Below are 19,885 nucleotides of genomic sequence, written 5' to 3' on the forward strand. Positions count from 1 at the left end.
TGGTTGTTAACGGTTGAAGCGTGAGCATGAACTATTCTTTTGAACTCATCGGGATTGTCCGTTCTCCGTACAAAGAGAAATTCGGCATACCGCGCCAGCCCGGCTTGGTCTCCGAAGCAGAGGCCAGACTTGAGTTATTGGCACCCTATAACCGCCCTGAGACAGTCGATGGGCTCGATGGCTATTCTCATATCTGGATTCAGTTTGTGTTTCATCGGACCGTCAGGGATCAGTGGCAACCGATGGTGCGCCCCCCGCGGCTTGGCGGTAATAAGCGTGTCGGTGTTTTTGCCAGCCGGTCGCCTTTCAGGCCAAATCCTCTCGGGCTCTCCGTGGTAAGGCTCGATTCGGTTAATGCAACGGATGGTAAGGTGGAGCTGATGCTCTCCGGGGTGGATCTGTTGGATGGCACTCCGGTGCTGGATATCAAGCCCTACGTTGCCTATGTGGATGGTATTCCTGATGCACGTTCAGGTTTTTCCCCGGCATCGCCGGATGCTGTTTTTGATGTGCAACTTTCGCCTCTGGCGGAAGCGCAGGTGCAGGCGCGTAGTGAGGAGAATCTACGCGCCCTTATCATAAATCTCCTAGCGATAGATCCACGTCCTGCCTACAGTAATAGTCAGCCTGATCGGATTTACGGCATCCGGCTGTACGATTTTGATCTGCGCTGGAGAGTTACTGGCGGTTTGATCGAAGTGCTTGAGCTGGCTAATCAAAACTGAGGTAGTGGTTTGCCGAGCAGCGGGCTTTTTGTACTTCGCTGACCATACTCTCTAGGTATGGAATGGTATCTTCCCGCTCAATCATGGTTGAGATGGGGCCAGATTGATCCAGAGCGGATCGATGCTGTCCTCTGCAACCGCTTTTTTGTTCTCATCGCCGCAGAGAGCAACAGCCCCCAACAAGATGAATCTGTTGCACACGCCCTTCAGGGAGGCGTGATAAGTAAGCTTTTGGATCGAATCCCTGATTTACGCTGCTGGCATGGAGATTTCCGATATCGATCAGGGAGTCTAGTCTGACTGTTCGGCGATCTCGCTGATAAATTCAAATTTCGGTATTTCCACTGCCTTATTCTGTCCCATCGGGACATTTTCAAACAGTATTTGGCGACCCAGTAGATCCTGAATCTGCTTGATGCGGATGACAATGTGCTCCAGGGTCTCTACGGAATAGGGGATTGGCAGCAGCTGGCCTTGGAGGTCATCCGCGCCACTCCAGCAGAGGTGGCCGGAGATCCGGGCCGGTTCAATTCGATCGGCCAGCTGTTTCAGTCGTCCCAGGTACTCGAGATCAAGGGGCTACGGACTGCCAATGGCCAGGGAGATACCGTGCATAACCACAGGATAGCGTTCGGCAATCTCATCCAATGCCGACAGTATTGACCCATTATCATCCAGATAGCCTTCCGAGATGATCTCGAACCAGTCGATATCCGATCGCTGATCCAGAACCGGCTGGATATACTCTATGGCGCAGTCCAAATCCAAGGTAGGGTAGTGGTATTGTGGGGGAGTGGATCATTGCAGCAGCTCAGTTCCTGTTACCCTAGAAAGATTAGTTGGATACACGTGCAGGGCGTTAAGATATTGGTTCGATTAGCGTAATAAAAAAGTCCGTAGTTACCTTATTGGTGATGAGGCTCTTTTTTATATAGCTAGGCGGACCAAGAGCTTGCGTCCAACTGATTTTTCTAGGGTTATATGACCAAGATACTGCTTATTCCCTCGTTACGGCAAGGAGATTGTCGGTTTCAATGCAATGCATTGAACATTCTGCCGCGAAACCGGGTTACCAGTTCACCGCTGCCACCCAGGATATTGAAGATTGCCAGCATCCCTTTTCGGGCGGCATCGTCACCATATACCCGGTCTTTCAGCATCAGCTGCAGCAGAAGCTCCAGCGCCTTTTCGTAGGCTTGCTCCAACACTTCGCGGGCGGCGAGTTGGTAACGTGCTTCGCTCTGGTTGCCATCTGCGGCCAGAAGCTGTTTGAGAGCCTCTTTTTCGGGTGCGGCATGGGCGATGCGATTAAAATCAAAGCGAGCGCGAAGAGAGAGGATCTCTGGCTTATCCTGTTCGTCAGTTGGCAGTTCTGACAAGACCTCTTCAGCCTGATCGATATCTCCCAGGGCAGCTTTCAGCTTGGCATAGGCGAGCAGTACGCGGGGGGAGTCTGGATCGCTCTCTCTGGCGCTCTCTATCAAAGGTATGGCTTCGGCGGTTTTCCCTTGCTCTATCAGCAGCTCAGCCTGCGCGATCAGATTATCCGAATCTCTGGGGATGTGCCTCTCTAGGAAGGCGCGTACCTCAGATTCCGGAAGAGCCCCCATGAACTCATCAATCGCCTCGCCGTCCTTGAATAGCTTGACGGTGGGGATGCTGCGGATGCCGAATTGGGTCGCTAGGGCTTGCTCCTCCTCTGTGTTAATTTTGGCCAGGATGAATTTTCCCTGGTAGGCATCTGCAAGGCTGGCCAGTGTTGGCATCAGTGTTTTACAGGGTTGGCACCAGGGGGCCCAGAAATCCACCAGTACCGGGACGGATTGTGATCCCTGGAGGATGATTTCATCGAAATTATCAGCGGTGATGTCGAAAATGTAGGGCGATGTGCTCATGATTTAGTCCGAATCTTGAAGATGAGATTGCTGTTGGAAAGTAATATAAGGCCATATTTTCTTATTTCCAGATAGCGTCCGAATATTGATGCTATCCCAATAGACAGGATAACCCCACATCAAGTAGAATCCCCTCGGTCGCGGTTATGCGTTTCAGCGTTGCCGTTCCCTGGAATATTTATACTAATTTATCTGCTTGGGATAGTCCTCTGTTGGGCCTGCCCCGTTCGGCATGCCTGCTGGGGTCTGATCTTTTGAAAAAAACTGCCTTATTGATCCTTGAAGACGGAACACAGTTCCGGGGTGAGTCTATTGGTGTCGATGGTCAGACTGTCGGCGAGGTGGTATTCAATACGGCGATGACCGGCTACCAGGAGATTCTCACCGACCCCTCCTACTGTAAACAGATTGTCACCCTGACATACCCGCATATCGGAAATACCGGCACCAATGACGAAGATGAAGAGTCTTCCGCTATCTACGGAGCTGGGCTGATTATTCGCGATCTGCCACTGCTGGCCAGTAGCTGGCGAAATCAGCAGCCGTTGGATGAGTATTTGAGGGACAATGGTATGGTGGCCATTGCCGGTATCGATACCCGTAAATTGACTCGGATTCTTCGGGAGAAAGGTGCCCAGAGCGGCTGTATCATCGCTGGAGATGCCATTGATGAAGCGACAGTATTGGCAGCGGCAAAGGCCTTCCCCGGTCTTAAAGGGATGGACCTTGCCAAAGAAGTGACAACCGGCACCCCTTACGAGTGGATTCAGGGCTCCTGGAGTCTGGATAGCGGTCTGCCGGATATAACCCATCCCATTGAAGAGCATCTGCCGACACATGTCGTCGCCTACGATTACGGCATTAAACGGAATATTCTGCGCATGTTGGTGGATCGTGGCTGCCGGGTAACCGTGGTACCGGCTCAAGCCCCCGCTAGCGAGGTACTGGCAATGAATCCGGATGGAGTTTTTCTCTCCAATGGCCCCGGTGACCCTGAACCCTGTGATTACGCCATTGAGGCGATCAAGCAGGTGGTGGATTCCGGTATCCCGGTGTTTGGAATCTGTCTTGGTCATCAACTGCTTGCTCTGGCAAGCGGCGCCGGGACGGTCAAGATGAAATTTGGCCATCATGGAGCCAATCACCCGGTTCAGGATCTGGCCTCGGGAGCGGTGATGATCTCCAGCCAGAATCACGGTTTTGCCGTAGATGAGGAGAGCCTGCCGGAAACTTTGGAAGTGACACATCGTTCGCTGTTCGATGGCTCCCTGCAGGGTATTCATCGGATAGACAAACCGGCTTTCGGTTTCCAGGGGCACCCGGAAGCCAGCCCCGGCCCCCACGATGTGGCACCGGTGTTCGACCATTTCATCGAGTTGATAGAGTCCGCGAATGAGCGCGGGGAACAGTAATCTTATTCGCGTTAACTTGCAGCTGGATATACATGCCTAAAAGAACAGACATTGAAAGTGTATTGATCATAGGTGCCGGCCCGATTGTCATCGGCCAGGCCTGTGAGTTTGACTACTCCGGTGCACAGGCATGCAAGGCTTTGCGCGAAGAGGGGTACCGGGTAGTTCTGGTCAACTCCAATCCGGCCACCATTATGACGGATCCGGACAGTGCCGATGCGATCTATATAGAGCCGATCAACTGGCGGACGGTTGCCAGAATAATCGAAAAGGAGCGGCCCGATGTGTTGCTTCCTACCATGGGAGGCCAGACGGCCTTGAACTGTGCTCTCGACTTGGTGCGTGAAGGGATCCTGGAGAAGTATGGTGTAGAGATGGTGGGCGCCTCTCGCGAGGCCATCGATAAAGCTGAAGATCGCGACTTGTTCCGCAAGGCGATGAGAAAGATCGGCCTTGATATGCCTCGCTCGGCGATTGCTCACAGCATGGAAGAGGCAATCCAGGTACAGGCCCAGATTGGCTTCCCAACCATTATTCGCCCCTCCTTTACCATGGGCGGTTCCGGTGGTGGTATTGCCTACAACAGAGAAGAGTTTGTTGAGATCTGTGAGCGTGGTCTTGATCTTTCGCCAACCAAAGAGTTGCTGATCGAAGAGTCCGTACTGGGCTGGAAAGAGTATGAGATGGAGGTGGTCCGCGACCACAAGGATAACTGCATTATTGTCTGCTCTATCGAAAATCTGGACCCCATGGGTGTCCATACCGGCGATTCCATCACTGTAGCTCCGGCCCAGACGCTTACCGACAAAGAGTACCAGATCATGCGCAACGCCTCTCTGGCGGTGTTACGTGAGATCGGCGTGGATACCGGTGGCTCCAATGTACAGTTCGCGATTAATCCGGATGATGGCCGGATGATCATTATCGAGATGAATCCCCGGGTCTCCCGTTCCTCGGCTCTGGCCTCAAAAGCGACGGGTTTCCCGATTGCCAAGATTGCGGCCAAGCTGGCGGTGGGTTACACCCTGGATGAGCTGCGCAATGAGATTACCGGCGGTGCCACCCCGGCCTCTTTTGAGCCCTCAATCGATTACATCGTGACCAAAATCCCTCGTTTTGCCTTCGAGAAGTTCCCCCAGGCTCCGGACCGGCTTACCACACAGATGAAATCTGTGGGCGAGGTTATGGCCATTGGCCGCACTTTTCAGGAGTCCCTGCAGAAAGCACTACGTGGTCTCGAAACCGGCAAATGCGGCCTGGATGAGGTGATGGACCTTGAGGCGGATGATGCCAAAACCGTGCTTCGCCACGAGCTGCGGGAGCCCGGGGCAGAACGCCTTTGGTACGTGGCTGATGCATTCCGCTCGGGTATGTCGATTGAAGAGGTGTTCAGTGTCACCAAAATCGATTCCTGGTTCCTGATCCAGATAGAAGAGATCGTCACGCTGGAGGCCGAGGTCCGCGCCACAGGCGCTGAAGCACTGGATGCTGACCGGTTGCGTTATCTGAAGCGCAAGGGTTTTTCTGACAAGCGTCTGGCGCTATTGGCGGGTTGCGGTGAAGCTGAGATTCGCAGACTGCGTCATGCGGGCAACGTGCGTCCGGTGTTCAAACGGGTGGATACCTGTGCCGCCGAGTTTTCCACTAGTACCGCCTACATGTACTCAACTTACGAGGAGGAGTGCGAAGCGGCACCGACAGATCGCAAGAAAATCATGGTGCTGGGGGGTGGGCCGAACCGTATTGGTCAGGGTATTGAATTTGACTACTGCTGCGTTCATGCCGCCTTTGCCCTGCGCGAAGATGGTTACGAGACCATTATGGTTAACTGTAACCCAGAGACTGTCTCCACTGATTACGACACATCAGACCGGCTTTATTTTGAACCTCTGACTCTGGAAGATGTGCTGGAAGTTATCGACCTTGAGAAGCCGACAGGTGTGATCGTTCAGTATGGTGGCCAGACACCGCTTAATCTGGCTCGGGATCTGGAGGCTGCAGGTGCGCCTATTATCGGCACCAGCCCTGACTCTATTGACTTGGCGGAAGACCGGGAGCGGTTCCAGCAGTTGGTTGAGGAGCTGGGTTTGAAACAGCCGCCCAATCGCACAGCGACAGATTCTGAGCTGGCTGTGGGTTTGGCTGATGAAGTCGGTTATCCGTTGGTGGTTCGTCCTTCATACGTGTTGGGCGGCCGTGCCATGGAGATCGTGCATGACGAAGAGGATTTGCGTCGCTACATGCGTGAAGCGGTGAGTGTCACCAATGATTCGCCAGTGCTGCTCGACCGTTTCCTGAATGATGCCATCGAGGTGGATGTAGATGCTATCTGTGACGGCAGGGATGTGGTGATCGGCGGAATTATGGAGCATATCGAAGAGGCCGGTGTGCACTCTGGCGATTCTGCCTGCTCTCTGCCGCCCTATACGCTTTCTGCGGCTGTCCAGGACCGCATGCGGGAGCAGATCCGGAAATTGGCGCTGGGTTTGAAAGTGGTCGGATTGATGAATACTCAATTTGCCATCCAGAACGATCAGATCTACCTGCTGGAGGTCAATCCCCGCGCTTCTCGCACGGTGCCGTTTGTCTCTAAAGCGACCGGTGTCCAGTTGGCCAAGGTGGCCGCCAGATGCATGGTGGGTGCGAGTCTGGAACAGCAGGGCTTTACCAAAGAGGTGGTTCTTGATCACTACTTTGTGAAGGAGGCGGTCTTCCCCTTTGTCAAGTTTCCGGGAGTGGACACGCTGCTCGGGCCCGAGATGAAGTCTACCGGTGAAGTGATGGGCGTTGGCGAGACGTTTGGCGAGGCCTTTGCCAAAGCGCTGGAGGGTGGCGGAGATCTGCTGCCCAGATCCGGTCGCGCCCTGTTATCGGTGCGGGATGCGGATAAGAAGCGGATTGTGGCAGTTGCCAGGGATCTGGTTGAACAGGGTTTCGATCTGTTTGCAACCGGGGCAACCAGTCAGGTGATTATGGATGAAGGGATCGAGTGTATCCGGGTCAATAAAGTGGCTGAAGGACGGCCGCATATTGTTGATATGATCAAGAATGATGAGTTCAGCCTGATTATCAATACTACCGAAGGGAAGAAGGCGATCAAGGATTCAGCAGCGATTCGCCGTGCCGCGCTACGGCATAAAGTGTCCTATACTACGACCTTATCCGGCGGCGAAGCCATCTGTCTGGCTTTGAAACAGGCGGATACCACAAACGTGAATCGGCTACAGGACCTGTATTAGAATCACAGCGCCTGCAATGGTTGATATCCGAGAGTGCCTTCCAAGTGAGTGAGGCTTGGCTAACTGCCCATTTGCACCGGAAGGCGTTCATGTCTTACGTTTTTTTACCCATATAATATATCCTATGGATGTTGTTATCGGGGGGAAAGCTTGCCCCGGTGTTTGAACAGGATTTGGAGAAAATATTATGAGCAAGGTTCCCATGACAGTCGGAGGTGCAGACGCTTTGCGCCGTGAATTGGCTGAGCTTAAGGGCACCGCCCGTCCCGCAGTGATACAGGCAATCGCTGAAGCGAGGGCCCATGGCGATCTCAAAGAGAATGCAGAATATCATGCTGCGCGTGAGCAACAGGGTTTTATCGAGGGACGCATCAAAGAGATCGATGGAAAGCTCTCCCATGCCCAGATTATCGATGTGACAAAATTGAACCCCGGTGGGCGGGTGGTGTTTGGTGCTACGGTGGAAGTCTATGAGGAAGAGATGGGCGAAGAGCACACGTTTCAGATCGTCGGAGAGGATGAAGCCGATATCAAGTTGGGACTGATCTCTGTCAGTTCTCCTATGGCCCGGGCTCTGATCGGTAAATCAGAAGGTGATGTGGGCGTGGTGCAGATTCCCGGCGGATTGCGGCATATGGAGATACTGACGGTTCGCTATGAGTGAATCCATGGCGATTCGTGGAAATTTATAAGATTAACGAGCGCCGAGACCACGGAAAGCCAGATTTATTCCCGCCCGCATTTTGCCTGCGTTGGGGATCAATCTGATAGTAAGCTGATTTTTGGCTTGTCGGGATGTCGACGATAGAAGGCAGCAACATGGCCAATGAAACCCACCAGTTCCGATCTGGTTTTTTCACAGATATTGTTTAACATCACCTTTCTCTCTTCTTTGTCTGCGGCATTGACCCTGACCTTTATCAGTTCATGGGTTTCCATAGTCAGTTCCAACTCGGCCAGCACGCCATCAGTGAGGCCGTGCTGACCGACTATCACGACAGGTTTGAGGTGGTGAACCAGACTTTTCAGGTGACGCTTCTGTTTTTTGGTAATCGGCATTATCGGCTCCGCGTTCAAGGCCGCGAATTCTAACCCAGTTGTAGGTATCCTGATAGAGTTGTTTGTAATAAACCCGGTAAAGGTCCGCTGGACGTGCGTACAGGGCATCCAACGGACCTTTACCGGGCTAAACCATCAACTCAACATTGAATTACTATGAAAAAAAGCAAAAGCAGTCGTCGCTGGCTTGACCGGCATGTTAACGATGAGTTCGTCAAACGAGCGCAGAAGGATGGCTATAGATCGCGTGCAGTCTATAAATTGTTGGAAATGCAGGGAAAAGCCAGGCTTATGAAGCCGGGACAGATTATTATCGACCTAGGGGCTGCCCCCGGCGGGTGGTCACAGGTGGCGGAAAAAATTGTTGGGGACAAAGGGCAGGTGATTGCTCTGGATATTCTTCCAATGGATGCGATAACCGGTGTGGAGTTTATACAGGGAGACTTCCGGGACGATGAACCCCTGGCGCAACTGAGGACGTTACTCAGTGGGCGACAGGTAGACCTTGTAATTTCCGATATGGCCCCAAATATAACAGGCACTGCCGTCGTGGATCGGCCGCGAGCGATGTATTTATGTGAGTTGGCACTGGCATTCGCCCGGGAGTCGCTCTGCCCAGGGGGTGGTTTTGTAGTCAAGGTTTTTCATGGGGAAGGCTTTGAGGAGTATGTCAGAGAGTTGCGCGGCTCGTTTAAGCGGGTGGTGACAAGAAAGCCAAAAGCATCCCGTCCGAAAAGCCTCGAGGTCTATCTTGTGGCAGGGAACTATAATATGTAGTACCGTGCTAAATTGTATTGATAATGCGGTAACTGTCTGAATTTCAGATGTTTCCTCAGGATTTTGGTCGACAGGTAGCATATTGATTCTGGAAGAGCAACGCAATTTTACTCCAGTGTCCGGTTTTTATAGAGGGTTTTAACCTTGAATGATATGGCAAAGAATCTGATTTTATGGGTGATCATTGCGATTGTTCTGATGTCGGTGTTCAGCAATTTTAACACTCAGTCGACCCGGGCCAATGTGCTCCCCTACTCGGATTTTATAGCACAGGTTAAAGAGGGGATGGTTCGGTCGGTCAATATCAATGGCCAGAAGATTGAGGGTACGTTAACCGTAGGCGGCATTTTCTCTACCTATAGTCCGGGAGATGACGGGCTGGTGGGTGACCTGCTGAGCAATCAGGTGCAGATTGTCGCCACGCCTCCCGAAACACCTTCGATTCTGAAGCAGATCCTGATCAGCTGGTTCCCGCTGTTTATTCTGATTGGCCTCTGGATCTTCTTTATGCGCCAGATGCCGGGTGGTGGTGGCGGTCGTGGTGCCATGTCGTTTGGCAAGAGTAAGGCACGGATGCTCAGTGAAGATCAGGTAACGGTTACTTTTTCCGATGTCGCAGGTGTGGAAGAAGCCAAGGATGAGGTCTCAGAGATGGTTGAGTTCCTCCGCGATCCGGGCAAGTTCCAGAAACTGGGCGGCAAGATTCCCAGCGGCGTACTGATGGTAGGCTCTCCGGGTACGGGTAAAACCCTCTTGGCCAGGGCTATTGCCGGTGAGGCCAAGGTGCCATTTTTTACCATTTCAGGTTCAGATTTCGTAGAGATGTTCGTCGGTGTAGGCGCCTCTCGTGTACGTGACATGTTCGAACAGGCGAAGAAACATGCTCCCTGCATCATATTTATCGATGAGATCGATGCCGTAGGCCGTCAACGTGGTGCCGGGCTGGGTGGCGGTCATGATGAGCGTGAGCAGACACTGAACCAACTGCTGGTGGAGATGGATGGTTTTGAAGGCAATGAGGGTGTTATCGTCATTGCTGCCACCAACCGGCCGGATATTCTTGATCCTGCCCTGCTGCGCCCTGGCCGTTTTGACCGTCAGGTTGTCGTCCCCCTGCCGGATATTCTTGGGCGGGAGCAGATACTCAACGTCCATCTGCGCAAGGTTGCGGCTTCTGATGATGTGAAACCATCACTGATTGCCCGCGGTACCCCGGGGTTTTCCGGCGCCGATCTGGCCAATCTGGTCAATGAGGCCGCACTGTTTGCCGCGCGAACCAATAAGCGCACCGTTGGTATGGTGGATATGGAGAAGGCGAAGGATAAAATCCTGATGGGCACCGAACGTCGCTCCATGGTGATGAGTGAGAAAGAGAAGGAGCTCACTGCCTATCATGAGGCGGGCCATGCCATTGTGGGCCGTCTGGTTCCGTCCCATGATCCTGTCTATAAAGTCAGTATTATCCCCAGAGGGCGTGCTTTGGGTGTAACCATGTTCCTTCCGGAAGAGGATCGTTACAGCCTGAGTAAAGAGCATCTGGAGAGCCAGATATCCAGCCTATTTGGTGGACGTATTGCTGAAGCGCTTATTTTTGGTAAGGACAGTGTCACTACCGGCGCTCAGAACGATATCCAGAGAGCTACTGATATTGCCCGAAAAATGGTCACCCACTGGGGTCTGTCTGACAGAATGGGGCCGCTGATGTATGGCGAGGAAGAAGAAGAGGTATTCCTTGGCCGATCGATTACCCAGCACAAAAATGTCTCTGATGAGACCGCGCATACGATTGATGAGGAGGTTCGTTCTTTCATCGACCGCAACTATCAGCGGTCAGAGCAGATTCTCAAAGAGAATATGGATAAGCTTCATGCCATGTCTGAAGCCCTGATCAAGTTCGAGACCATTGATAGTGGTCAGATTAATCAGATAATGTCAGGCAAGCCGCCAACACCGCCAGAGGGTTGGAATGATGATTCTGAGCCGGGCGACAGTAGTGGCTTAAAAACTGACTTGGACGAAGGGACGAAAAAGGATTCGAAAGATTCCAATGGGACTGTCGGCGGCCCTGCGGGACAGCACTAGGAACCTGTTCTATTCCCGGGCAAACTAAATAGATTGCGTTATTGATAGGACAGGATATATGGCACTTCTCAATTGTGCCGGAAAAAATCTGGACCTCTCACGTCCGCGCGTAATGGGTATTCTCAATATTACCCCCGACTCTTTTTCGGACGGGGGTGATTTTCTTCCTCTGGACGCTGCTCTGGCTCAGGCCAGGAGGATGGTGGCGGAAGGGGCTGATATTATTGATGTCGGTGGTGAATCCACTCGCCCCGGGGCTCGCCCTGTTTCAACCCAGGAGGAGATGGATAGAGTTGTTCCGCTTATCCAGCAATTCGCAGAAGAGCTCTCAGTACCCATCTCCATCGATACCAGTAAAGCTGATGTGATGAGAGAAGCTGTTGCTTCCGGGGCGGGCTTGGTCAATGATGTCTGTGCGCTGCAGGAAGAGGGGGCTCTGGCGGCGGCAGTTGAGACATCCGTGCCCATCTGTCTGATGCACACGAAGGGGAAGCCCCGAACAATGCAGGATGAGCCCCGGTATGATGACGTTACCCTGGAGGTAAAGCAGTTCTTATCCCAACGGGTTGCAGCCTGTGAGGTAGCTGGTATACCCAAAGAGAGATTATTACTGGATCCGGGGTTTGGTTTTGGCAAGACGCTGGAGCAAAATCTCCGATTATTGAGAGAGCTCGGTAAGTTCTCCGATTTGGAAATTCCATTGTTGGTTGGAATCTCCCGTAAATCGATGATTGGTGCCCTGCTTGGCGAAGCACCTGTTGCTCAACGTCTTTATGGCAGTCTGGCGGCGGCCGTGATGGCTGCTGAGAAGGGGGCTGCAATTATTCGTGTCCATGATGTCAAGCCTACGGCTGATGCACTCAGAGTAGTGACCGCAGTGATGGGCGAAAGATAGTACAATCACCGGCAGCCCATCTCTTTTTCACGCTCTGCCTCAGACATAGAGGCTGAGTTCAGGTTATCTTGCCGTGCGGATTGAAGCTGCGGGGTAGAATCGCAAGCGCTAAGGGGACCATTTTGAAACGGAAGTATTTTGGAACAGACGGCATTCGTGGCCGTGTTGGTGAAGGGAAGATCAACCCTGAATTTGTGCTCAAGCTGGGCTGGGCGGCCGGGCGGGTGCTTGGTCGTGAATCAGGCAGTAAGATGGTGATTGGCAAGGATACCCGTATCTCCGGCTATATGTTCGAATCAGCCCTCGAGGCGGGCTTGGTGGCGGCCGGGGTGGATATTCATCTGTTGGGTCCAATGCCAACCCCGGGTATTGCCTATCTGACTCAGACTCTGCATGCCCAGGCAGGTATAGTTATCAGTGCCTCCCACAACCCTCATTACGATAACGGCATCAAATTTTTCTCTGCTGAAGGTTGCAAACTCCCCGATGAAATCGAGCATGCCATAGAGGCAGAGCTTGAGAGACCGATGACGACCGTGGGGTCAGAGTTTCTCGGTAAAGCCTATCGCATGGATGATGCAGCGGGGCGGTATATCGAATTTTGCAAACGAAGCATACCTTGGGATATGAATTTTCGGGGAATGAAGCTAGTGGTTGATTGTGCCAACGGAGCCACTTATCACATTGCTCCTCATGTGTTCACTGAACTCGGAGCAGAGGTGATTGCCATAGGGGCTGAGCCAGACGGGCTGAATATCAACGCCGAAGTGGGTTCTACGCATATTGGCACTTTAAGGCAGGAGGTTCTGAGGCAAGGCACTGACTTGGGTATTGCGCTCGATGGTGACGGTGACCGCCTGATGATGGTGGATGGTCAGGGTGAGGTGCTGGATGGCGATGACATCCTCTACATTATCGCTTGTTCCCGCCAGAGCCATGATGAATTTCATGGATCGGTGGTTGGCACTCAGATGACCAATCTGGGGCTTGAACATGCCCTGAAACGCGAAGGAATTGGATTGGAGCGGACAAAGGTGGGTGACCGTTACATTATGGAGCGTTTGCGTATGAAGGGGTGGGCACTGGGGGGTGAATCTTCAGGTCACATCATTTGCTTGGACAGAACCACTACCGGTGATGGCATTATTTCCGCTTTACAGGTGTTGGCTGAAATCCACTCAAGTGGCAACTCCTTGTCAGAATTGAGAGGTGGAGTGGAGAAGTATCCCCAGGTACTGCAGAATATTCCTCTTGAAACTGTATCCGCGGCTGAGATAATGGCTTCGGACAGACTTAAGCAGGCGGTTACTGAGGCAGAGATGCGATTGGGCGATGGCGGCAGAGTGCTGTTACGTCCTTCCGGTACTGAGCCATTGATCAGGGTGATGGTTGAGGGGCGTGATGGTGAGCAGGTGAATATGCTTGTCAACGAGTTGACCCGAACGGTTGAGTCTCTGGCCAATTGACTTTGCCTGCCTGGCGCTATTTGCATTTGATTTAAGTCTCTCCGGCGGGTATGATTCCGCGCTGTTTTTCTGTAGTTGCAGGAGATGAATATGCGTCGGCCACTCGTAGCTGGGAACTGGAAAATGAACGGCTCTCGGGAAAGTATCGAGGCTTTGTTGGATGGCATCAAAAGTGGGCTGGGCAGAGTAACAGCGATCGAGGTTGTCGTCGGCGCTCCCGCTATCTATCTTTCTGATCTCCAGTGTCAGCTTCAAGGCACTGCTGTTGCCTGGAGTGGTCAGGATCTCTCCGCTGAGGCTCCAGGTGCCTACACGGGTGAGATTGCCGCTTCCATGCTGTTGGATTTCGGCTGCAAGTATGTGATTGTCGGCCACTCTGAGCGTCGTGCCTATCACGGCGAGAGTGATCAGTTGGTGGCGAAGAAATATGCTGCCGCAAGAGCGGCTGGCTTGGTACCGATCCTTTGCATAGGTGAAACCCTCGAAGAGCGTGAGCAGGGTATTACCGAAAAGGTTGTGGCGCGCCAGTTGAATGCGGTGATTGAGCTGGAAGGTATTGCTGCTCTGGCTGATGGCGTAGTGGCTTATGAGCCGGTTTGGGCAATTGGCACCGGTAAGACGGCAACCCCGGAGCAGGCACAGGATGTTCACGCCTTTATCCGTGGCATTGTTGCTGATAAAGATGCTGTGGTGGCAGATGGACTGCGTATTTTGTACGGTGGCAGTATGAAACCGGATAACGCCATAGAGCTGATAGCCAAGCAGGATATCGATGGAGGCCTGATTGGTGGCGCTTCCCTGAAGGCTGAGGATTTTCTCGCCATCTGCAGTGCTGCCAATTGAAGCCAATTACTATTTATTTCAGGTATAAACGGAAAGTCGAATGCAGACAATTCTGGTGGTAGCTCATCTCTTCCTGGCCTTAGGTTTGATTGGCTTGGTACTGATGCAGCATGGTAAAGGCGCGGATGCTGGCGCTGCCTTTGGTGCCGGCAGCTCAGGCACTGTTTTTGGCGCGGCTGGTGCAGCCAATTTTTTGAGCAGGGCTACGGCACTGCTTGCCACGTTGTTCTTTGTTACCAGCTTGGCACTTGGCTGGTTCTCGATGCAGTCTACAGCAGAACGTCCCGGGCTGATGATCGGGCAGGAGATAGTCATAGAAGAGCCGGCTACGGCACCTGTTTCTGAAGTACCTGAAATGCCTGGCGTTACACCAGGTGCCACGACTCCTGATGTCGAGGTGCCCAGGATCGTAGAATAAGTTTTATGGATGGGGTATGCCTACAATCCCGCCTTGCCGACGTGGTGAAATTGGTAGACACGCTGTCTTGAGGGGGCAGTGGCGCAAGCTGTGCCGGTTCAAATCCGGCCGTCGGCACCATACTCGAAGCGGTACCGCCAAATTTGGTGGTACCGCTTTCTTATTGCCTGTGCGATACAGCTTTTTCAGTGGTTTGTGCGGTGGTGGGAAGGGCGATCTCGTGTTCTGGATACACCCCGGCTGGGACATGGGTGATGCAGGTATCTCCATTCCTTTTGCAAGCATCTGTACGATAATATTGAAAAATTACCTGATAATGCTGCAACCAATTGAAATATAAGTAGTTTATATTTTTCAATGGGTTGACAGCAGGATACGTCTGACATAGACTCCTGCATCTTAACATCACGTCCCGGACATTAAATCAAGCTGCCCGGATACTCGGTTAAGAGGGCGAGAGTAAAAATGTTAGAAAGTTATCTGCCCGTTCTGGTGTTTGTCGGTGTCGGCCTGATGGTCGGGGTCGTCATGATTGTTCTGGGCTTCGCGCTCGGAACCAGACGACCTTACGATGAAAAACTCACACCCTATGAGTGTGGCTTCGAAGCCTTTGAAGATGCCCGTATGAAGTTCGACGTGCGTTTCTATCTGGTTGCCATTCTGTTTATTATTTTCGATCTCGAGATTGCATTTCTCTTTCCCTGGGCTGTCGTGCTGGGCAAGATCGGTATGGCCGGATTCCTTGCCATGGCACTGTTTCTGGGCATTCTTGTCATCGGGTTCATCTACGAGTGGAAGAAAGGGGCGCTGGAATGGGAGTAGAAGGCATCCTCGAAGAGGGGGTAATCACCACCACCGCCGACAAGCTTATCAACTGGGCCCGTACCGGCTCCCTCTGGCCGATGACGTTTGGCTTGGCTTGCTGTGCCGTGGAAATGATGCACTCTGCTGCGGCCCGTTATGATATGGATCGCTTCGGTATCATTTTCCGCCCCAGCCCCCGTCAGTCGGATGTGATGATCGTGGCAGGGACGCTGGTTAATAAAATGGCACCTGCTTTGCGTAAGGTTTACGACCAGATGGCTGAGCCCCGATGGGTTATCTCTATGGGTTCCTGTGCCAATGGTGGTGGTTATTATCACTACTCATACTCGGTGGTTCGTGGCTGCGACCGTGTGGTGCCGGTGGATATCTATGTTCCGGGTTGTCCTCCCACGGCAGAAGCGCTGCTCTACGGCATACTGCGGTTGCAGGACAAGATTAAACGCACCAGCACCATCGCGCGATAGGTGAGAGGGTCATGAACGATAGCGTCAAGACAACATTTCGGCAGCGTGCAGAAACGCTGGCGGAGAATCTACAGCAGCGGTATAGCGCCAAAGGGTGTGAAGTGAGCCGCGCTCTCGGCGAGGTGACCATGGTGGTGCCCCGGGATCAACTGGTTGAGATAGCAACCCAGTTGCGCGATGACGAGGTCTTTCTTTTCGAGCAGTTGATTGATGTCTGTGGTGTCGACTATGCCTGTTATGGTGAGTCCGAGTGGATTACCCTGGGTGCGTCTGCCACCGGCTTTGGCCGTGCTGTCGATCATAAGTTACCAATTCACGACAGTGGCAGCGACCGTTTTGCAGTGGTGTATCACCTGCTTTCACTCAGCCATAACCAGCGGTTGCGATTACGCGTATTCTTAGATTCTGAACAGCCGATTGTCGAGTCCCTGGTCGGAACCTGGAGCGGTGCAAACTGGTTTGAACGTGAGGCTTTCGATCTCTTCGGAATCATGTTCAGCGGCCATCCGGATCTACGCCGGATTCTCACTGATTACGGCTTTATCGGGCATCCTTTCCGCAAGGACTTTCCCTTGGAAGGACATGTGGAGATGCGCTATGACCCGGAATTGCAGCGGGTGATCTATGAACCGGTCACTCTGGAGAGCAGGACGCTGGTTCCAAAGGTGATCCGCAGGAGCGATCGGGATCTGCCCGGAGAGGGAGTACAGCAGGACAGTGCCGATGCATGAGATTCGTAACTACACCCTGAACTTCGGTCCCCAGCATCCGGCGGCCCACGGCGTTTTGCGCTTGGTGCTGGAGATGGATGGCGAAGTGATTGAGCGTGCCGACCCCCATGTCGGCTTGTTGCACCGGGGTACTGAGAAACTGGCGGAGAGCAAACCTTACAATCACACTATCCCCTATATGGACCGCCTCGATTATGTCTCCATGATGTGCAGTGAGCACGGCTACGTGATGGCGATCGAGAAACTCCTGGGTGTGGAGGTACCTGAGCGGGCACTTTACATCCGCACCATGTTCGATGAGATTACCCGCATTCTCAACCATCTGATGTGGCTTGGGACCCATGCCCTAGACGTGGGTGCCATGACGGTTTTCCTCTACGCATTCCGCGAGCGGGAAGATCTGATGGACGTTTACGAAGCAGTCTCCGGCGCACGTATGCATGCGGCCTATTACCGGGTTGGTGGTGTCTATCGCGATCTGCCTGATCAGATGCCTAGGTACGAAAACAACAATTTCCGCAGCGATGCCGATATTGCACGCAAAAACGAGACGCGTCAGGGTTCATTGCTGGATTTCATTGAAGATTTTACCGACCGTTTTCCCGGTCTGGTGGATGAGTACGAGACACTGCTCACCGATAACCGGATCTGGAAGCAGCGCTTGGTGGATATTGCCATCGTGTCACCGGAGCGGGCGCTGCAGTTGGGCTTTACCGGTCCCATGCTGAGAGGTTCCGGCATCGAATGGGATCTGCGCAAGAAACAGCCTTATGCCGCTTATGATCGAGTTGATTTCGACATCCCCATTGGTGCGACAGGCGATAGCTACGATCGCTACTTGGTTCGTATTGAAGAGATGCGCCAATCCAACCGGATTATCCGGCAGTGCATCACTTGGCTGCGTGAGAATGCCGGTCCGGTGATTGTGGAGGATCATAAGGTTTCACCCCCTCTGCGTGGCGAGATGAAAGGGGATATGGAGAGTTTGATCCACCACTTCAAGCTGTTTACCGAGGGCTACTGTCCTCCGCCGGGCGAGGCTTACGCTGCGGTTGAGGCACCCAAGGGTGAATTTGGCTGCTATGTGGTATCTGATGGTGCCAACAAACCTTATCGTCTGAAGATCCGTGCGCCAGGTTTTGCCCATATGGCCGCCCTGGATGAGATGGTGAGAGGGCATATGCTGGCCGATGTAGTAGCTGTGGTTGGCACTATGGATGTTGTGTTCGGGGAGATTGACCGCTGATGGGTTTCAAGAATGCACCGATGACCGCCGTCAAACCAGCGGAGGAGAAAGAGAAACTCTTTTCTCCAGAGACAAGAGCTGAGATAGACCGTTGGATAGCCAAGTATCCGACAGGGTGGAAGCAGTCTGCAGTAATGGCTGCCCTGCGTCTGGTACAGGATGACAATGGTGGATCACTCACCCGGGAGTTGATGGATGACGTTGCCACTTACCTGGATATGCCGCCGATAGCGGTCTATGAGGTGGCGACCTTCTACTCCATGTATGAGCACAAACCGGTAGGCAAGCATAAGGTCTGTGTCTGTACCAACATCTCATGCATGATCAACGGTTCGGACAAGATTGTTGATCATATGGAGAAAAAACTGGGCATCAAGCTGGGCGAAACCACGGGGGACGGCAAATTCACCCTGAAAGAGGTGGAGTGCCTGGGAGCCTGTGGTGGTGCGCCTATGTTCCAGGTTGGTACCAAATATTATGAGAATCTGACCCCTGAACTGGTCGATTCGATTCTGGATGGGCTGGAGTAAACGCCATGGCGAATGAAGTCTGTTTCAGGAATATGGATCTCGACCGTCCCTGGCTGCTGGAGCAGTATCAGAGCCGCGGTGGTTACGAGATGCTGACCAAGATAATAACAGAGAAAATGCCGCCTGATCAGATCATTGAAAAGGTGAAGGCTTCCGGTCTGCGTGGGCGTGGCGGTGCGGGCTTTCCCACCGGCCTGAAGTGGAGTTTCATCACCCGTAATGCACCTGGACAGAAATATGTGGTCTGCAACTCGGACGAGGGCGAGCCCGGCACGTTCAAAGACAGGGACACCCTGCGCTACAACCCTCACCAGCTGATTGAAGGGATGGTTATCGCCGGCTATGCCATTGGTGCCACTCAAGGCTATAATTATATCCGAGGCGAGTTCTGGGAACCCTACGAGCGCTTCGAGGTGGCCCTGGAAGAGGCGCGTGCAGCGGGATTCCTTGGTGAGAATATTCTCGGCTCAGATTTTGATTTTGAGCTCCACAGCCATCTTGGTGGTGGTGCCTATATCTGTGGCGAAGAGACGGCACTGCTGGAGTCGATCGAGGGGAAAAAAGGGCAGCCACGCTACAAGCCGCCATTTCCGGCCCACTTTGGACTCTATGGCCGCCCCACTATCATTAATAACACAGAGACCTTGGCCTCTATACCGGTGATCATGGAGAAGGGGGGGGCTTGGTTCAAGGAGCTGGGTGTAGAGAACAGCGGCGGTTCCAAGCTGTTTTCCATCTCTGGAAATATCAACAATCCCGGCGTCTTCGAGATTCCCATGGGCACTCCTTTTTCACAACTGCTGGAGATGGCAGGCGGGATGAAAGAGGGTAGCCGATTGAAGGCGGTGATTCCGGGTGGGTCATCCTCACCGATAGTACCCGGAGAGCAGATGATGGACCTGAACATGGATTACGATTCCATCTCCAACGCTGGCTCGATGCTGGGTTCCGGTGCTGTGATTGTGCTGGACGGCAGCAACTGCATGGTCAAGATATTGGAACGCATGTCCTATTTTTACCATGAAGAGTCCTGTGGGCAATGTACTCCCTGCCGTGAAGGTACTGGCTGGCTTTATCGGGTGGTAAGCCGGATTGAAAACGGGCAGGGCCGATCGGAAGATCTGGCGCTACTGGATGACATGACACAGAAGATTGCCGGTCGCACTATCTGTGCTTTGGGTGATGCGGCGGCAATGCCGGTACAAGGCATGCTGCGCCACTACCGGGATGAGTTTGAATACCATATCGAACACAAGAAGTGCATGGTTGGTTGAGCTG

General features: G+C 53.0%; 19 protein-coding genes, 1 tRNA gene and 1 pseudogene. 17 read left to right on the plus strand and 4 right to left on the minus strand.

The genetic code is table 11. The features are described 5' to 3' along the window. Nucleotides 1-26: 26 nt before the first annotated feature. The gene (gene tsaA, locus MN084_RS06745; RefSeq protein ID WP_241086712.1) at nucleotides 27-725 is read left to right on the plus strand and encodes a tRNA (N6-threonylcarbamoyladenosine(37)-N6)-methyltransferase TrmO; all 699 of its coding nucleotides are present in this window, start codon (nucleotides 27-29) and stop codon (nucleotides 723-725) included. Nucleotides 726-876: 151 nt separating this feature from the next. Here the strand turns inward: tsaA and MN084_RS19420 are convergent, their stop codons facing one another. From MN084_RS19420 to trxA, 3 genes and pseudogenes are all read right to left on the minus strand, one after another. Beyond that, entirely contained in the window at nucleotides 877-1,050 is a 174-nt protein-coding gene (locus tag MN084_RS19420; RefSeq protein ID WP_445083949.1) for a multinuclear nonheme iron-dependent oxidase, read from the minus strand. Beyond that, nucleotides 1,017-1,493: pseudogene (locus tag MN084_RS06750) on the minus strand (DUF692 domain-containing protein). Before MN084_RS06750 ends, MN084_RS19420 begins: the two are co-directional and overlap by 34 nt. A gap of 263 nt (nucleotides 1,494-1,756) precedes the next feature. Further along, complete coding sequence (trxA, locus tag MN084_RS06755) at nucleotides 1,757-2,620, minus strand: thioredoxin (RefSeq protein ID WP_241086711.1); 864 nt, start codon at nucleotides 2,618-2,620, stop codon at nucleotides 1,757-1,759. A gap of 254 nt (nucleotides 2,621-2,874) precedes the next feature. Between trxA and carA the strand changes: the two genes are divergently transcribed. From carA to greA, 3 genes are all read left to right on the plus strand, one after another. After that, on the plus strand, nucleotides 2,875-4,032 hold the full coding sequence (gene carA, locus MN084_RS06760) for a glutamine-hydrolyzing carbamoyl-phosphate synthase small subunit (RefSeq protein WP_241086710.1): 1,158 nt from the start codon (nucleotides 2,875-2,877) through the stop codon (nucleotides 4,030-4,032). 32 nt (nucleotides 4,033-4,064) lie between these two features. After that, nucleotides 4,065-7,271: a carbamoyl-phosphate synthase large subunit gene (carB, locus tag MN084_RS06765; RefSeq protein ID WP_241086708.1), complete on the plus strand. Its 3,207-nt coding sequence runs from the start codon at nucleotides 4,065-4,067 to the stop codon at nucleotides 7,269-7,271. Between the two features lie 187 nt (nucleotides 7,272-7,458). Beyond that, on the plus strand, nucleotides 7,459-7,935 hold the full coding sequence (gene greA, locus MN084_RS06770; RefSeq protein ID WP_241086707.1) for a transcription elongation factor GreA: 477 nt from the start codon (nucleotides 7,459-7,461) through the stop codon (nucleotides 7,933-7,935). 95 nt (nucleotides 7,936-8,030) lie between these two features. On the opposite strand, the gene yhbY is transcribed toward greA, so the two are convergent. Next, nucleotides 8,031-8,330 carry a ribosome assembly RNA-binding protein YhbY gene (yhbY, locus tag MN084_RS06775; protein WP_241086706.1) on the minus strand — a complete coding sequence of 100 codons (300 nt, stop codon included), beginning with the start codon at nucleotides 8,328-8,330 and terminating at the stop codon, nucleotides 8,031-8,033. A 156-nt stretch (nucleotides 8,331-8,486) separates the two neighbouring features. Between yhbY and rlmE the strand changes: the two genes are divergently transcribed. From rlmE to nuoF, 13 genes are all read left to right on the plus strand, one after another. Continuing rightward, entirely contained in the window at nucleotides 8,487-9,107 is a 621-nt protein-coding gene (gene rlmE / locus MN084_RS06780; RefSeq protein ID WP_241086704.1) for a 23S rRNA (uridine(2552)-2'-O)-methyltransferase RlmE, read from the plus strand. 153 nt (nucleotides 9,108-9,260) lie between these two features. Beyond that, complete coding sequence (gene ftsH / locus MN084_RS06785; protein ID WP_241086703.1) at nucleotides 9,261-11,189, plus strand: ATP-dependent zinc metalloprotease FtsH; 1,929 nt, start codon at nucleotides 9,261-9,263, stop codon at nucleotides 11,187-11,189. A 58-nt stretch (nucleotides 11,190-11,247) separates the two neighbouring features. Continuing rightward, nucleotides 11,248-12,084 (plus strand): dihydropteroate synthase, encoded by an 837-nt coding sequence (gene folP / locus MN084_RS06790; protein WP_241086702.1) that lies wholly within the window; start codon nucleotides 11,248-11,250, stop codon nucleotides 12,082-12,084. A gap of 122 nt (nucleotides 12,085-12,206) precedes the next feature. Continuing rightward, the gene (glmM, locus tag MN084_RS06795) at nucleotides 12,207-13,550 is read left to right on the plus strand and encodes a phosphoglucosamine mutase (protein ID WP_241086701.1); all 1,344 of its coding nucleotides are present in this window, start codon (nucleotides 12,207-12,209) and stop codon (nucleotides 13,548-13,550) included. Between the two features lie 90 nt (nucleotides 13,551-13,640). Continuing rightward, complete coding sequence (gene tpiA, locus MN084_RS06800) at nucleotides 13,641-14,393, plus strand: triose-phosphate isomerase (protein WP_241086700.1); 753 nt, start codon at nucleotides 13,641-13,643, stop codon at nucleotides 14,391-14,393. Between the two features lie 40 nt (nucleotides 14,394-14,433). Then, entirely contained in the window at nucleotides 14,434-14,811 is a 378-nt protein-coding gene (secG, locus tag MN084_RS06805) for a preprotein translocase subunit SecG (RefSeq protein WP_241086699.1), read from the plus strand. A 35-nt stretch (nucleotides 14,812-14,846) separates the two neighbouring features. Continuing rightward, nucleotides 14,847-14,931, plus strand: a tRNA-Leu gene (locus tag MN084_RS06810). A gap of 345 nt (nucleotides 14,932-15,276) precedes the next feature. Continuing rightward, entirely contained in the window at nucleotides 15,277-15,633 is a 357-nt protein-coding gene (gene ndhC, locus MN084_RS06815) for an NADH-quinone oxidoreductase subunit A (RefSeq protein ID WP_241086698.1), read from the plus strand. Further along, a complete protein-coding gene (locus MN084_RS06820) occupies nucleotides 15,624-16,100 on the plus strand; it encodes a NuoB/complex I 20 kDa subunit family protein (protein WP_241086697.1) in 477 nt (158 codons plus the stop codon). The genes ndhC and MN084_RS06820 overlap by 10 nt, the downstream gene beginning before the upstream one ends. An 11-nt stretch (nucleotides 16,101-16,111) precedes the next feature. Continuing rightward, nucleotides 16,112-16,831 (plus strand): NADH-quinone oxidoreductase subunit C, encoded by a 720-nt coding sequence (locus MN084_RS06825; protein WP_241086696.1) that lies wholly within the window; start codon nucleotides 16,112-16,114, stop codon nucleotides 16,829-16,831. Continuing rightward, complete coding sequence (locus tag MN084_RS06830) at nucleotides 16,824-18,077, plus strand: NADH-quinone oxidoreductase subunit D (RefSeq protein ID WP_241086695.1); 1,254 nt, start codon at nucleotides 16,824-16,826, stop codon at nucleotides 18,075-18,077. The genes MN084_RS06825 and MN084_RS06830 overlap by 8 nt, the downstream gene beginning before the upstream one ends. After that, nucleotides 18,077-18,607, plus strand: a complete 531-nt coding sequence (locus MN084_RS06835) for an NADH-quinone oxidoreductase subunit NuoE family protein (RefSeq protein WP_241086694.1) — start codon at nucleotides 18,077-18,079, stop codon at nucleotides 18,605-18,607. Before MN084_RS06830 ends, MN084_RS06835 begins: the two co-directional genes overlap by 1 nt. A gap of 5 nt (nucleotides 18,608-18,612) precedes the next feature. Beyond that, on the plus strand, nucleotides 18,613-19,881 hold the full coding sequence (gene nuoF / locus MN084_RS06840) for an NADH-quinone oxidoreductase subunit NuoF (RefSeq protein WP_241086693.1): 1,269 nt from the start codon (nucleotides 18,613-18,615) through the stop codon (nucleotides 19,879-19,881). Nucleotides 19,882-19,885: the final 4 nt, after the last annotated feature.

The sequence above is a fragment of the Candidatus Vondammii sp. HM_W22 genome (assembly GCF_022530855.2).
GTDB lineage: Bacteria > Pseudomonadota > Gammaproteobacteria > Chromatiales > Chromatiaceae > Vondammii.